At 60.0% G+C, this 12,864-nt stretch carries 17 protein-coding genes; 8 read left to right on the top strand and 9 right to left on the bottom strand.

The features are described from left to right. Nucleotides 1-24 precede the first annotated feature (24 nt). Entirely contained in the window at nt 25-603 is a 579-nt protein-coding gene (nfuA, locus tag BN1133_RS19010; protein ID WP_050668019.1) for a Fe-S biogenesis protein NfuA, read from the bottom strand. An 84-nt stretch (nt 604-687) separates the two neighbouring features. Further along, complete coding sequence (locus tag BN1133_RS20395; RefSeq protein ID WP_050668020.1) at nt 688-1,413, bottom strand: ComF family protein; 726 nt, start codon at nt 1,411-1,413, stop codon at nt 688-690. A gap of 37 nt (nt 1,414-1,450) precedes the next feature. Here BN1133_RS20395 and bioH point away from each other — a divergent pair, with 37 nt between their 5' ends. The 5 genes from bioH to spfP all read left to right on the top strand — a co-directional run bounded on the left by bioH (nt 1,451) and on the right by spfP (nt 3,979). After that, nucleotides 1,451-2,215, top strand: a complete 765-nt coding sequence (gene bioH, locus BN1133_RS19020) for a pimeloyl-ACP methyl ester esterase BioH (protein WP_050668021.1) — start codon at nt 1,451-1,453, stop codon at nt 2,213-2,215. Between the two features lie 73 nt (nt 2,216-2,288). Beyond that, complete coding sequence (locus BN1133_RS19025) at nt 2,289-2,522, top strand: flagellar biosynthesis protein FlgE (protein WP_050668022.1); 234 nt, start codon at nt 2,289-2,291, stop codon at nt 2,520-2,522. 1 nt (nt 2,523) lies between these two features. Next, entirely contained in the window at nt 2,524-3,300 is a 777-nt protein-coding gene (locus BN1133_RS19030; protein ID WP_050668023.1) for a putative metalloprotease CJM1_0395 family protein, read from the top strand. A gap of 65 nt (nt 3,301-3,365) precedes the next feature. After that, the gene (locus BN1133_RS19035; RefSeq protein WP_050668024.1) at nt 3,366-3,644 is read left to right on the top strand and encodes a hypothetical protein; all 279 of its coding nucleotides are present in this window, start codon (nt 3,366-3,368) and stop codon (nt 3,642-3,644) included. Nucleotides 3,645-3,931: 287 nt separating this feature from the next. Continuing rightward, nucleotides 3,932-3,979: a small protein SpfP gene (spfP, locus tag BN1133_RS20595; RefSeq protein WP_462101308.1), complete on the top strand. Its 48-nt coding sequence runs from the start codon at nt 3,932-3,934 to the stop codon at nt 3,977-3,979. A gap of 364 nt (nt 3,980-4,343) precedes the next feature. Here the strand turns inward: spfP and sgrR are convergent, their stop codons facing one another. Further along, on the bottom strand, nt 4,344-6,026 hold the full coding sequence (sgrR, locus tag BN1133_RS19040) for an HTH-type transcriptional regulator SgrR (RefSeq protein WP_050668025.1): 1,683 nt from the start codon (nt 6,024-6,026) through the stop codon (nt 4,344-4,346). Between the two features lie 86 nt (nt 6,027-6,112). Between sgrR and BN1133_RS20230 the strand changes: the two genes are divergently transcribed. After that, entirely contained in the window at nt 6,113-6,271 is a 159-nt protein-coding gene (locus tag BN1133_RS20230) for a glucose uptake inhibitor SgrT (protein ID WP_136614419.1), read from the top strand. Nucleotides 6,272-6,344: 73 nt separating this feature from the next. After that, nucleotides 6,345-7,613 (top strand): O-acetylhomoserine aminocarboxypropyltransferase/cysteine synthase family protein, encoded by a 1,269-nt coding sequence (locus BN1133_RS19045; RefSeq protein WP_050668026.1) that lies wholly within the window; start codon nt 6,345-6,347, stop codon nt 7,611-7,613. A 1-nt stretch (nt 7,614) separates the two neighbouring features. Here the strand turns inward: BN1133_RS19045 and BN1133_RS19050 are convergent, their stop codons facing one another. The 5 genes from BN1133_RS19050 to BN1133_RS19070 form a co-directional block, all read right to left on the bottom strand. Further along, a complete protein-coding gene (locus tag BN1133_RS19050) occupies nt 7,615-8,325 on the bottom strand; it encodes a substrate-binding periplasmic protein (protein WP_082178066.1) in 711 nt (236 codons plus the stop codon). A gap of 65 nt (nt 8,326-8,390) precedes the next feature. Further along, nucleotides 8,391-9,539, bottom strand: a complete 1,149-nt coding sequence (locus tag BN1133_RS19055; RefSeq protein ID WP_050668028.1) for an iron-containing alcohol dehydrogenase — start codon at nt 9,537-9,539, stop codon at nt 8,391-8,393. A 75-nt stretch (nt 9,540-9,614) separates the two neighbouring features. Further along, nucleotides 9,615-10,025: a hypothetical protein gene (locus tag BN1133_RS19060; protein ID WP_050668029.1), complete on the bottom strand. Its 411-nt coding sequence runs from the start codon at nt 10,023-10,025 to the stop codon at nt 9,615-9,617. Between the two features lie 76 nt (nt 10,026-10,101). Then, nucleotides 10,102-10,347 (bottom strand): DUF3624 family protein, encoded by a 246-nt coding sequence (locus tag BN1133_RS19065; RefSeq protein ID WP_050668030.1) that lies wholly within the window; start codon nt 10,345-10,347, stop codon nt 10,102-10,104. Beyond that, nucleotides 10,344-10,814: a GNAT family N-acetyltransferase gene (locus BN1133_RS19070; RefSeq protein WP_050668031.1), complete on the bottom strand. Its 471-nt coding sequence runs from the start codon at nt 10,812-10,814 to the stop codon at nt 10,344-10,346. The genes BN1133_RS19065 and BN1133_RS19070 overlap by 4 nt, the downstream gene beginning before the upstream one ends. Nucleotides 10,815-10,937: 123 nt before the next feature. Between BN1133_RS19070 and BN1133_RS19075 the strand changes: the two genes are divergently transcribed. Then, the gene (locus tag BN1133_RS19075; protein ID WP_050668032.1) at nt 10,938-11,429 is read left to right on the top strand and encodes an MgtC/SapB family protein; all 492 of its coding nucleotides are present in this window, start codon (nt 10,938-10,940) and stop codon (nt 11,427-11,429) included. A gap of 41 nt (nt 11,430-11,470) precedes the next feature. Here the strand turns inward: BN1133_RS19075 and hemN are convergent, their stop codons facing one another. Next, a complete protein-coding gene (hemN, locus tag BN1133_RS19080) occupies nt 11,471-12,844 on the bottom strand; it encodes an oxygen-independent coproporphyrinogen III oxidase (protein ID WP_050668033.1) in 1,374 nt (457 codons plus the stop codon). Nucleotides 12,845-12,864 lie beyond the last annotated feature (20 nt).

Consider the following 12,864-nt stretch of genomic DNA (forward strand, 5'->3'; position numbering starts at 1 on the left):
GCCTTCTCTATGGGGAGCCGGAGATCAATAGTAGGAGTGATCGCCACGCTGGTGCTCGGTGGCATCCTTGACGCCCTTGAGCTCGTTCGGGAACTTCTCCAGCAGTTGCTTCTCGATCCCCTCTTTGAGGGTGTAATCGACCATGGAGCAGCCGTTGCAACCACCGCCAAACTGCAGGATGGCGTAACCGTCTTCGGTCAGCTCGGTCAGGGTCACCTTACCGCCGTGACCGGCCAGCATGGGGTTCACCTCGGAGAGCAGCACGTATTCGATGCGCTCGATCAGGGGAGCGTCGTCACCCACCTTGCGCATCTTGGCGTTGGGTGCCTTGAGCGTCAGCTGGGAGCCCATCTGATCGGTGACGAAGTCGATGCTCGCCTCCTCCAGAAAGGGGGCACTCAGCGGGTCGATCAGGGTCTCGAAGCCGTCGAAGGGAAGGTGCTGATCATCCGGATCCACGGCATCGGGCGGGCAGTAAGAGACACCGCATTCGGCGTTGGGCGTACCGGGATTGACGACAAACACCCGGATGTTGGTGCCTTCCGGCTGTTTCTCCAGCAGCTTGCGAAAATGAGCCTGGGCGGCCTCGGAAATGGTGATCATCACTGTCCTCGTAAACCTGAGCAAATGGCTAGGGTATTGATGATACTCCTGTTGCCAGGCGATGGGTAGCACACCCGTCACGCTTCAGCCAAGATGCCGCAGGGTGCGACACAGGGCCCACACCTCCACCCGCTCCACCCCGCTTTCCCGCAACAGACGCGCCAACCGCCCCGCCGTCGCCCCTGTGGTTACCACATCGTCGATCAGCGCAACGTGACGATAGTGATGGCTCCCCACCCGAAAGGCATGGCGCAGATTGCGTCGCCGCGCCCCGGCACCGAGGCGACTCTGCTGAGGGGTTGCCCGCGCCCGTCTCAGCAAGCTCCTATCGAGTGGAATTCCGGTATGGCGGGCCACCTCACACGCCAGCAGCTCGGCCTGGTTAAACCCCCTGGTGATGCGCCGCCACCAGTGCAGCGGTACGGGTAGCAGCACCTCGGGCGGGTCGGTCAGATCCAGGTGATCGGCCAGCAGCCGTCCCAGTACATCGGCCAGCATCACCTGCCTGGCATACTTGAAGCGCGGAATTAACACAGGCCAGGGGGCCAGATAGTCACCGATCACCTGCAGCCGAGCCCAGGGAGGAGGCCGACGCTGACACCGGCCACACCACAACTGATCCGGGGGGAGAGTATCGGGCAAGGGGGCGGCGCAACCGTGGCAGCGTCTCATATCCTGGTGCAGGGCTCGCCGGCAGACATCGCAAAGCAGCGGGATCTCACTCGGCTGCAGACAGAGCAAGCAGTGACCACTCCAGTCGGCCCGACCACCCAGCAGCCCCCTTGCTTTCGTCACCCAGCCCTTTACCATGCCTGACCACCATGACAACAACAGGACCTGAGTGTAGATGAGCATCACGGTAGAGCTGACGGGGAAGGGGCCGGACCTGGTCCTGCTTCATGGTTGGGGCATGAATAGTGCGGTTTGGCATGGTGTTGCCCCCCTTCTGGCCAACCACTATCGATTGCATCTGGTCGATCTTCCCGGATTTGGCGCCTCTGCACTGCCCGATGGGGTCGACTATAGCCTCGAATGGCTGGCAGAGGAGGTGGTGAAGGTTCTGCCCGAGCGCACCATCTTGCTGGGCTGGTCGCTGGGCGGACTGGTGGCCAGTCAAATCGCCCTCACCCACCCGCAGCGGGTACAGCAGCTCATCACAGTCGCCAGCTCGCCCTGCTTCCTGGCCCATGAAGGGTGGCCCGGCATAGCGCCCAAGGTGCTGGACGGTTTCCAACAGATGCTCAAGGGAGACTTTAACCAGACCATAGAGCGCTTCCTGGCCATTCAGGCCATGGGCAGCGAGCACGCCCGGGATGATATCCGCCAACTGCGCCGCTGGCTGGCCGAGCGGCCGGCCCCCTCTCCTGTGGCGCTGGCCGAGGGACTCCGTCTACTGGCCGAGGTCGATCTGCGCGCAGCCATGGACAACTGGCAGGGATCCTGGCTGCGTCTCTACGGCCGTCTCGACGCTTTGGTGCCCCGCGCGGTCGTGCCTCTGCTCGACGCCCGCTTCCCGCACAGCTCGAGCCTGGTCTTCGAAAAGGCCTCCCATGCGCCCTTTATCTCCCATCCGGAGGAGTTTTGTCGCCGGCTCGGCGCCATGATCGACTAAAAAAACGGCACATCACTTCAATTTCTTTCGCTACTGGTGAATAATTGAACTACCCGTTGTGTGAGGATGTGTGATGCGTATTGATTCAGCCATGACGAATGGCACGATCGGCTTTCAGCGGGCCGAAAAAACCGTGGCCGACGCCTCAGCCTCTCTCGCCAGCCTCAGCACCCCCTCGGGTGACAAGGTCAACGTTCCCGAAGAGTTGGTGAATCTCAAGGTGGGCGAGTTGCAGGCTGGTGCCAATGCCAGGGTCATCAAGAGTGCCAACGAGATGATGGGGACGCTGATCGACATTCGAGTATGACATGAACGTTAATGTCGGCCTCCCCAACTTCATTCCCAACCATCTGTATCCCCAGACGGAATCTGCACGCGCCGATAACCGCAAGGCCGACTATATCCCCCAGCCCAAAGCCTCCAGTTCCTATCCTGAGGGAGAGGAGATCGGGAGCCGTCAGCAGAGAGAAAACCCCAAGCCGGCCACCCAGAATCCTGAGAGCCAGGGACGTGAGGTTCGTGCCGGGTCTCAACCACAAGCCGGGCTTGAGCAGGTCGATCCCGACGGCCGCCAGGGTGGCCAACAGGGGCAGGGTCAACCGCAACGGGATCAATCCCGGCAGCAATTCACCCCCGAACAGCAAAGAGAGATAGAGCAGCTCAAGGATCGTGACCAGGAGGTGCATAACCACGAGCAGGCACACCAGCGACTCGGTGGCCAGTACGCGGGAGCCCCAAGCTATGAGTACACCACGGGACCGGATGCCCAGCGCTATGCACAGGGTGGTGAAGTCTCAATTGACACGACAGAGATTCCTCACGACCCCTCGGCCACCATCCGTAAGATGCAGGCCGTACAGGCCGCCGCGCTGGCCCCGACCGATCCTTCTGCACAGGATTATGCCGTTGCGCGCGCCGCCGCACGCAAGGAGATGAAGGCCAGCCAACAGCTCTACCAGCGCACCATCTCCGGACGAGGCGGTCCACTCGATAACATCATGACCCAACGCAATCGGGTTATCGCCCAGCACTACCAGAGTGCCGTCACTCCGCTGCACACTGGTGGTCTCAATCTCTCGGTCTGAACGGCAACCCCGTCTCTCCTGATCTATCTTTTGAGTTACTGATTGAACACAGAGCGAGAACCATTATGACCTTCGATGAAGTCACCCCTGAGCATTTCACCACCTTCTCACGCGTGCCCCCTCCTCACCTGCAGATGGAACAGCTGTTGATGCAACTGGGTGGAGGTGGAACCGAGGGGACTGCCTTCAAGAAGAAGGTACTGCTCGCCGCCGGCTGGAGTCACACGGGTGTTGTCTCGTTTGGCAAGTATCCCCAAGAAGCCTGTAATGCCTTCAATCGGTTACGCCTGGTGCTTGCCGAGACGGAGCAACCGGAAGAGATTCTGGAGAGGTTGAAAATATAGTTACAAATCAGACAATTAAGGTTATTTGATGATATTTTCATGGCTGGACGACACTTTTTTCTCGGTACAGTGGAACTTATTCTCAAACCCGCGGCCTAACTAGATAGTTGAGGAAGTGCTAGTAAGTCACCTTTTGATACAGCCCCGATGTCAATCGGGGCTTTTTTTATGGCCATGATAAATAAGGAAAATATTTTCAGTCACAGTTCTTGAAAGTAACTTACATAAATTACTTTCACTTTTTGTCCAGTTGCTGTACAGTTAGCGGCGTAGGGTACAGAGGTAAGATGTTCTATCTTTCAGACCTTTTATTTCACGTAATTGAATGTGGCTGAATAGCGGCCCCGCAGAGTCTCTGTGGGGCGTTTTTTTGCCCAAAAACTAGAGCAAATACTTTAAAAACTGGTTCGACCTGTTATACTTCTCCTGCTTCTTGAAGAACACCCATCGTCTCGTTCTCAAGATTTAGCTTCTTCCTATTTTTTACGCTGATTCTGGCGGCCGGAGCGCGATTCGCGGTTCCGGCCCTATTTTTATCGGGCTATCAACGTAATTTAATTACACGAATGTAATAAATCACAGATGAAACTGAAAGTCAGCGAACGTGGCGTGAAAACGTTATCTCAACGAAGACAATTAATTCTCTCTGATAAATAAGAATTTCACAGCAGGTTCATCTAAATAATCGACCAACTCACCCTATTCAGCCTGGGGTGCAATCCAGGCGTTTCGAAAGTCGAACCATCCTAGCGCCGTCATTCGAACCCCATTAACGCCACTGCGATTATCAAGCTCCAGCCAATGATGAAACAGGGGCATAAACAGTGCCCGGCGCTGTAACCGCGCCACCTCCTCCCGCACTCCCATCTCGTGCAGCCCATCGCGCCAGAGCGTCAATCCCTGCCAAAAGGAAGACTCGTCATGCCATACGGCTCGCAGCAGAGGCAACTCCTGTAACCAGGCATAGACGGCATAATCGCTCGCCTGTTCCAGGTTGACCGTCCCCAACCAGATATCGACGCCCTCCCAATCTCCCCGTGCCCAGGTATGGTAATCCACCTCTCTCACGACCAGTTCAATCCCCTCTTTCTCCAGCCGCGAACCCATGACGGCGGCCAGAGCCGCAAACTCCAGATGCTGACTGAAATAGGCCAATACCAGACGATGGGGGAGAGCGGCGTTCAATGGTGCTGACGAAAGCGGAACATCACGCCAGCGAGGCAGTAACCCCCGCGCAGGAGCCAACACCTCATGCAGCTCAGCGGGCAAGCCACCGAGCAAGCGAACCGGATTCAGGCAATGTGCCAACCAGCTTCTCAGGCCCTCATCGGCCATGCGCGGTGAGCGCTGATCTGCCAGCATGAAATAGCAACCCGCCTCCAGCGCAGAGGCCGCTCTGGCCTGACCAGAATCCCTATGCTCAACCGCCAGTTGCAACTGGCAGGTAAGGCGCTCTGCGAGAGGGGGTAGCATCCAGATATCGACCTCGTCGAGCAGGGCTCGCAATCCGAAGTAGTCATCGAATGCCGCCAGACGCAGGCGCTGGCTATCATTGGTCACCACCCGATAGGGACCGCTCCCCACCGGATAGAGGGCCATATCGGCCCTCTCTTGCCAGTCTCCTGGCAGGATCAAGGCGGCAGGTTCACACAGCAGATGGGGTAACCAGGGATCCGGCGTCGAGAGCACTATGTCCACGACCCTTGGGGAGACGGCCTCCACTCGTTCCATATGAGCAAACAGTGGACGGCTCTTCAGGCGTCCCAGAGAGAGGCAGACATCTTCCGCCTGCAAGAGCCCGCCATGATGGAAGCGGACCATGGGACGCAGATAGAAGCGCCAGTGTAACGGTGAGAGCATGACCCAATGGTGGGCGAGGTCAGACTCAATTTCCCCATTTTCCTCATTTCGTCTCAGCAGACCGTTAAAGATCTGCCGAACCAGGTGGATCTCGGACCGACGCAGAGGCAGATGCGGCAATAGATTGGGCAGTGGTCGGTAGTAAGGGACCCGCAGGATCTGCTGGCCTTCCGAGGTCAAGGTGCCCGAGCCACCGGCCAGATAGGGGAGCAGTCGCTCGACCTGTCCATCGACCAACTGCAGCGCCTGCTCCAGCCTCCCCTGCGTGACCAATGCCTCTAATCGCCGACTCTGAAGCATCACCGGAGAGTCCAGCAGCGTCAGCCTGGCCCGTCGACCACGACCGGCCGATGCCTGCCAGGACAGCCACCCCTGCTCCTGCATCCGTTGCAGCAGCAGGCGGGCATTACGTGAGGTGCAACAGAGCAACTCGGCCACCTCCCCCAGGGTCAATTCGCTATCGAGAGAGGAGAGTTGGCGCACCAGGCGTTCAAAGTGCTGATAGAGGCGTTCACTGGGCATAAATAAGGAAACCAATCTTTTACTATTTTCAGTTTTACCTTCCTCATTTTACGCCAATATTGGGCTCAACCAAGAGGAGACACCCCATGACACTGACCAATCCCCTGCCGTTCTGGCGCCGCTACTTCTCCCGCATCGTTCACCAGAGCCCGAGCTGGCGACAGGATCCGCTGTCAACCCTGACACAACTGATGCAGTGGGACCTCCCCTATGTGGAAGACCGGGAATATCGTCGCCGTCTTTAGGATCTGTGATTTACAGTGAACCGCCACAGGCATAAAGTGGACGTCTATCCGTCTAAAGAACAAGGAACGTACCATGCAAGACGCCACCCTGGCCCTTCATCACGGCTTCACCAGCGATCCCGCGACCAAGGCCGTCGCCGTCCCCATCTACCAGACTGTTGCGTACGAGTTTGACAGCGCCCAACACGGGGCCGATCTCTTCGATCTGGCAGTCCCCGGCAATATCTATACCCGCATCATGAACCCCACCAACGATGTGCTGGAGCAACGGATGGCGGCGTTGGAAGGTGGTGTGGCAGCACTGGCCGTATCGGCAGGATCGGCCGCCATCACCTACGCCATCCAGGCCCTGGCACGGGCGGGGGATAACATAGTCTCCACCCCCCAGCTCTACGGGGGCACCTACACCCTGTTTGCCCACATGCTGCCCAGCCAGGGAATAGAGGTTCGCTTCGCCCGGGACGACAGCCCCGAAGCCATCGCAGCCCTCATCGACGGACACACCAAGGCAGTCTACTGCGAGAGCATCGGCAATCCGGCAGGCAACATTGTCGACATTGGGGCCCTGGCCCGGGTCGCTCATGCCGCCGGGGTCCCCCTGATCGTGGATAACACTGTGGCCTCTCCCGTCCTGTGCAAACCCATCACCCACGGCGCCGACATAGTGGTTCACAGCCTGACCAAGTATGTGGGCGGGCATGGCAACTCGCTGGGAGGCATCATTGTGGACGGAGGCACCTTCCCTTGGCATCAACACGCCACCCGTTTTCCGCAGCTGACCCGGCCCGAGCCCTCCTATCACGGAGTGGTCTACACCGAGGCCTTTGGCGCGGCAGCCTTTATCGGCCGGGTGCGCACCGTCCCCCTGCGCAATACGGGAGCGGCCCTCTCCCCCTTCAATGCCTTTTTGATCCTGCAGGGGCTAGAGACCCTGACCCTTCGCATGGATCGCCATGTGGAGAATGCCATGGCAGTTGCCCTCCATCTGCAGCAACACCCGGCGGTAGAGTGGGTCAGCTACGCCGGCCTGCCCGACCACCCACACCACGGACTGGCCAGCCGCTACATGGGAGGACGCCCCTCGGCGCTGCTCTCCTTCGGGCTCAAGGGGGGGTATGAGGCGGGGGTGCGCTTCTATGATGCTCTGCGCATCTTCAAGCGCCTGGTCAACATAGGGGATGCCAAGTCACTGGCCTGCCATCCGGCCTCGACCACCCATCGCCAACTGAGCGAGGCGGAGCAGTCCAAGGCCGGGGTAAGGCCAGAGATGATCCGCCTCTCGGTAGGCATAGAAGATATCGGCGATCTGCTGGCCGACCTGGACCAGGCGCTGCAGGCCTGATCTACTTGAGCCACTGCTGACGCAGGCGCTCGAGCGAGCCATCGAGACGCATGGCATCGAGCGCCTGCTGCAGGGCCGCCACCTTGGCCGGATCCGTCCCCCGACTGACGGCAAAGTAGTAGTCGTACTGGGCATCCTGCACAAACAGACGGGTCAGCTCCGACAGGGAGCCGCCGAGCTGCCGCATATGGAAGGCTGCCCCCAGCTCCAACGCCGTGACCAACTCGACCCTCCCCCGCCGTAGCATGCGAAACTTGTCGGTCTCATCGGTCACATTGACCAGAGACTCGAAGCCGTCCAGGGAGAGCTGCTGGGCAGAGGCTGAGTTACGCACTGCCGCAATCCGCCAGCGGGTCGCTTCTGCCAGATTCTGGGGGGCAACATCGCTGCGACTGGCAAGGCGCCAGAACCAGATGGCCCTGGGTCCGATGGGGCCAAACTTGTCGCGCTCGGCGGTCCGTGCCGCGGTGAAGAGAACGATATCCGGCTGGTAGAGGGCCGTCTGATAGGCTCTTGCCCAAGGGAGTAACTGCACCCCCTTCTCATCGAGTTGCAGACCACTGCGCTCCAGCAGCGCATGCAGGAGCTGGACCGAGAAGCCGGTCATCTCTCCCTTGTCATCGCGCCAGTTATAAGGGGGCATATCCTCGGTGACCGCCTGCATGGCCTGCGCCAGATGCCACCAGCTACAGAGCAGCAGAACAACCAGCATCCTTGCCATCACACACCTCCATACATCATCAGGGATGAGTGTGGTCGAAAAGCCGGCGCTTTGCCTCAGAGGGCCTGGGCCAAAATACGAGCGACCCGCTCCGGATCCAGATCCCCGTGCTCCCCCAGTCGAATGAGGCCAAAGCGCTTGAGATTGGAGCAGACGGCGGCGATAGCAGGCTCACCGAGACCATAATCCCCCAGCCTGGTAGCCACCCCCATCTGCCGGAAGAAACCTTCGATACGCAGTATGCTCTCCTCGATCTGCAGGGCCGTGTCCTCTCTGCTCGACTGCCATACCCGCCGTCCCAGCTGGATCAATTTGTCCTGCTTGCTCCGGGCCTGTGCCCGCAGCAGCGAGGGCAACACCACCGCCAGACTCTGGGCATGGTCCAGACCGTAGAGCGCCGTCAGCTGATGGCCGATGGCATGGGTAGACCAGTCATGGGGAACCCCCCGCCCAATCAGGCCATTGAGGGCGAGAGAGGCGGCCCACATGATGTTGGCACGAACCTCGTAATTGTCGGGTTCACTCAGGGCTCGAGGCCCATTCTCAAGCAGAGCCAGCAAGAGCCCCTCGGCCAAACGATCCTGTACGTCCGCCTGCACCGGATAGGTGAGATACTGCTCGAGCACATGAACAAACGCATCCACGACCCCGTTGCCCACCTGACGCGGTGGCAGGGTGAAGGTGACCGAGGGGTCGAGAATGGCGAAGCCTGGCTGCAGCAGGGGATGACGAAAGGAGAGCTTGGCGTCACCACGGCTGATCACCGCCACCGGATTGCTCTCCGAGCCGGTGGCCGGCAACGTCAGTACACACCCCAGCGGTAAGGCTGCCTCTACCCTGGCCCCCTCCAACAGCGCCCAGGGACTCTGCCCTTCAAAACAGGCAGCGGCCGCCACGAATTTGGCGCCATCGATCACGGACCCACCACCGACGGCCAACAGATAGTCGATGCGCTCCCGACGCACCAACTCGACAGCCTGCATCAGGACGTCGAACTCGGGATTGGCCGTGATACCACCAAACTCATGCCATTGATGGTGGCTCAGAGCCTGCTCGAGTTGCTCGTAGACACCATTGGTCTTGATGCTGCCACCTCCGTAGAGCACCAGCAGGCGAGCCGAGGTGGGTACCAGACCGCCTAGCGCGGCTATCTCGCCGCGGCCAAAACAGATCTGGGTCGGATTGATATAGTGGAAATTGTTCATGGGCTATCCCCGCTGTGAACTCGGGGGCATTGTGCGCCCGAGGGCAAGCCAGGTCAAAGCGCGATAAACAGGTGGTTAGGCCTGCTCAGGCTCTCGGCCAATCAGACGCTCCAGGGCCCCCTTGAGCAACTCGTCGCGCTTCTCTTGCAGAGGCTTGAGCTGCGCAGCCCGCTCCTCGTCACTCATCCCGCTCTGTTTTTGCAGCGCCTGGATCTGCGTCTCCAGCTCATTAAACTGTTTGCGATCGAACCCCAGGGCGTGATCCACCAGTCGCTGTACGGGGTCCCCTCCCTGGGCGCCACCCGTCGGACGGCTCTTGCCCAGATGCTCATAGGTCAACACGCTCTGGGCCCGACCGGTAAGCACCTGGCTCGAGAGGCTGATCTGCTCCTCCCACCCTCCCTGACCCCGATCGGCCAGGGTTGCGGCGGCCCGCCCATGGCTGGCCGCTTGGGCCAATTGCCGGTTATACGCCTTGATCTCCATCCGACACTCCGTCATCAAATCGACACGAGTCCATCCAGAGCAAGGTTCGAGCCAATCACCCCGGAAACGATGGACCTCAATCCTGCCCCAACTCGCGACCGGTGAGGCGGCGCCAGAGAAAGACCAGCAGGTGCAGCAGCAACAAGCCCCATCCCGCCACACCGAAGAGGGCACCGGTCAGCGCGTTGACCGAGGTGTCGGCACCCAGCCAGTACCAGGCAAGAGCCCCGGCACATCCAACCAGTGCACACTGGATGGCACAGGCCCGGCAGCGGCCCAACTTCGCCTTGATGGCATCGCTCAGGCAGGCATCACAGCTCATAGGACAAGCACCCTTCTCTGTCCGTGATGGCGCGGCCCATAGTAATCCCGCAGCAGAGCGACCTGGTGAAAATCCAGGCTAGCGTAGAGACCCAGTCCCTCTTCGTTACGTTCACTCACTTCGAGGCGAATGCTGCGCCACCCCTGCTCACGGGCCCACTCGATGAGCCGCATCATCAACCATCGCCCCCACCCCTTCCGGCTCAGGCGCCAGTGCACCGCCAGGGTCTGCACCACCAACCGCTGCCAGCCCCTGTGCTCGAGCACGCAGAGATAGGCCATCAGCTCTCCCCGGGCATCGTGCAGCAGCCACACCTTCCCCCTGGCTCGCTCCAGCAGATAGCGCCAACGATCGCGCCCGAAGGCGATCTCGGGCGGGAACAGGTAGCGCTCGAGGCGAACGATGGCCGCCAGATCGCCGCCCTTCGCCTCACGCAGGCAGAGGCAGCCCGCCTCTTTCTCTCTCATCCTGACTCCTCCCCATCTTCGGGTGTCACTCTACCCCGATTCCCCCGACCTGTCCCATCGACAAACAGGGGCAGAACAGAGATAGTGAAGACTGGCTCATCACTACAATCCGGGAGAGCCCCCATGCCCGAACTACTCAATATCGCCCCCTTCTCCTGGCTTCATATTCTCGCCTGTCTGGCCTGCGGCACCCTGGTCGGGTTGGAGCGGCAACTGCGCGGCAAGCCGGTCGGTATCCGCACCTCTTCTCTCATCATACTCGGCAGCTACTGCTTTCTGGCGCTGGCCACTCACCTCAGCCCCCAACCAGCCGATCAGGCGCGCGTCCTCGGCCAACTGGTCACAGGGATCGGCTTCCTCGGTGCCGGTGTCATGATGACCCAGAATGGTCAGGTACTCGGCGTCACCTCGGCCGCGACGGTCTGGATGCTGGCAGCACTGGGGGCCATGATAGGCCTCGACATGCTGACCCAATCCATCGCCCTCACTCTGGTCACTCTATCCATTCTGGTGGGGGTCGACTGGATGGAGAGCAGTTTCAAGCAGTTACAACGGGGGGTACACCGCCGACTCGAGAGCTGGCGGCACAACGACAATCACCCCATGGAGAAGTGACCCAATAAAAAGGAGCCCGTTTGGGCTCCGCGATAAGGGGATCAGATCACCCTGGAGAATTGCTGCTGGCGGGCTCGGCTGCGCAGATAAACGTCGAAGCACATGCAGATGTTGCGGATCAGCAGATGACCGGTCGGGGCAACCCGAATGCCTTGCTCATCGATGAAGACCAGGCCATCGTCGACGAAGGTCTGGAGCAACTTGAGGTCTTCGGCAAAATAGTCGGCAAAGACCAGATCGTGCGCCTGCTCTATCTCGGAAAAATCGAGACGGAAGTTGCAGATCAATCCCTTGATCACGCCACGCCGGATCAGGTCATCCCGATTCAGGGCGCACCCCTTCCACTGGGCGTGGCCGAGGGCCTCCACCTGGGCGTAGTACTCCTTGAGCTCCTTCTGATTCTGGGAGTAGGCATCCCCCAGCATGCTGATGGAGGAGACACCAAGCCCCAGCAGATCACACTCCCCCTGAGTGGTATAACCCTGGAAGTTGCGATGCAGCTTGCCCTCACGCTGGGCTACCGCCAGCTCGTCGTCCGGTTTGGCGAAGTGATCCATGCCGATAAACTGGTAACCCTGACCGGTCAGAAACTCGATGGTCTCCTGCAGCATGGCCAGCTTCTCCCGCGGCGCCGGCATCTCCTCCTCTTTCAGCTTGCGCTGGGCGGCGAAACGGCTCGGCAGATGAGCATAGTTGAAGATGGAGAGACGGGCGGGATCGGTCTTGAGCACCTCCTCCAAGGTATGGCGGAAGCTCTCCCGGGTCTGCAGTGGCAGACCATAGATGAGATCCAGATTGGTAGAGCGGAACCCCAGCTCACGGGCACGCTCGAGCATGGCCCGGATAAAGTCGTTGTCCTGCTCCCGATTGACCGCGACCTGGACCGCCTTGTTGAAGTCCTGCACCCCCAGGCTGATACGGTTGAAGCCCACCTCACGCAGCACATCAAGCATGGAGAGCTCAATCTCGCGCGGGTCGACCTCGATACTGATCTCGGCCTGTTCGGCAAAAGAGAAGTGCTCCCGCAGCATGGCCATCAGGCGACGGGTCTGGGCCTCGGTCAGGTAGGTGGGTGTACCGCCACCCCAGTGCAATTGGGTTACACTGCGCCCCCCGAAGCGTGGCGCCAGGAAGCGGATTTCCCGCTCCAGATAGTCGAGATACTGATCGGCCTTGTGCTGATGGCGGGTGATCACCTTGTTGCAGCCGCAGTAATAGCAGAGCTTGTGGCAGAAGGGGATGTGCACGTAGAGGGAGAGAGGGCGCTGCGGATAGGCCACGGCGGCGACCGCAAACTGATCGAATCCGAAAGCCTCGTCAAACTCCAGGGCCGTCGGATAAGAGGTATAACGGGGGCCACTGTAGTTGTACTTCTCGATCAGGGCCTGGTCCCAGACTATCTTCTCTGCTTGCACATCACGCTCCTCATTGGGCG

The sequence above is a fragment of the Aeromonas schubertii genome, assembly GCF_000820105.1.
Taxonomy (GTDB): Bacteria; Pseudomonadota; Gammaproteobacteria; order Enterobacterales; family Aeromonadaceae; genus Aeromonas; species Aeromonas schubertii.

What these genes read in the sequence shown, in the direction of transcription:
- nfuA (WP_050668019.1), bottom strand. Translation starts at nt 603, where the DNA reads ATGATCACCATTTCCGAGGCCGCCCAGGCTCATTTTCGCAAGCTGCTG.
- BN1133_RS20395 (WP_050668020.1), bottom strand. Translation starts at nt 1,413, where the DNA reads ATGGTAAAGGGCTGGGTGACGAAAGCAAGGGGGCTGCTGGGTGGTCGG.
- bioH (WP_050668021.1), top strand. Translation starts at nt 1,451, where the DNA reads ATGAGCATCACGGTAGAGCTGACGGGGAAGGGGCCGGACCTGGTCCTG.
- BN1133_RS19025 (WP_050668022.1), top strand. Translation starts at nt 2,289, where the DNA reads ATGCGTATTGATTCAGCCATGACGAATGGCACGATCGGCTTTCAGCGG.
- BN1133_RS19030 (WP_050668023.1), top strand. Translation starts at nt 2,524, where the DNA reads ATGAACGTTAATGTCGGCCTCCCCAACTTCATTCCCAACCATCTGTAT.
- BN1133_RS19035 (WP_050668024.1), top strand. Translation starts at nt 3,366, where the DNA reads ATGACCTTCGATGAAGTCACCCCTGAGCATTTCACCACCTTCTCACGC.
- sgrR (WP_050668025.1), bottom strand. Translation starts at nt 6,026, where the DNA reads ATGCCCAGTGAACGCCTCTATCAGCACTTTGAACGCCTGGTGCGCCAA.
- BN1133_RS20230 (WP_136614419.1), top strand. Translation starts at nt 6,113, where the DNA reads ATGACACTGACCAATCCCCTGCCGTTCTGGCGCCGCTACTTCTCCCGC.
- BN1133_RS19045 (WP_050668026.1), top strand. Translation starts at nt 6,345, where the DNA reads ATGCAAGACGCCACCCTGGCCCTTCATCACGGCTTCACCAGCGATCCC.
- BN1133_RS19050 (WP_082178066.1), bottom strand. Translation starts at nt 8,325, where the DNA reads ATGCTGGTTGTTCTGCTGCTCTGTAGCTGGTGGCATCTGGCGCAGGCC.
- BN1133_RS19055 (WP_050668028.1), bottom strand. Translation starts at nt 9,539, where the DNA reads ATGAACAATTTCCACTATATCAATCCGACCCAGATCTGTTTTGGCCGC.
- BN1133_RS19060 (WP_050668029.1), bottom strand. Translation starts at nt 10,025, where the DNA reads ATGGAGATCAAGGCGTATAACCGGCAATTGGCCCAAGCGGCCAGCCAT.
- BN1133_RS19065 (WP_050668030.1), bottom strand. Translation starts at nt 10,347, where the DNA reads ATGAGCTGTGATGCCTGCCTGAGCGATGCCATCAAGGCGAAGTTGGGC.
- BN1133_RS19070 (WP_050668031.1), bottom strand. Translation starts at nt 10,814, where the DNA reads ATGAGAGAGAAAGAGGCGGGCTGCCTCTGCCTGCGTGAGGCGAAGGGC.
- BN1133_RS19075 (WP_050668032.1), top strand. Translation starts at nt 10,938, where the DNA reads ATGCCCGAACTACTCAATATCGCCCCCTTCTCCTGGCTTCATATTCTC.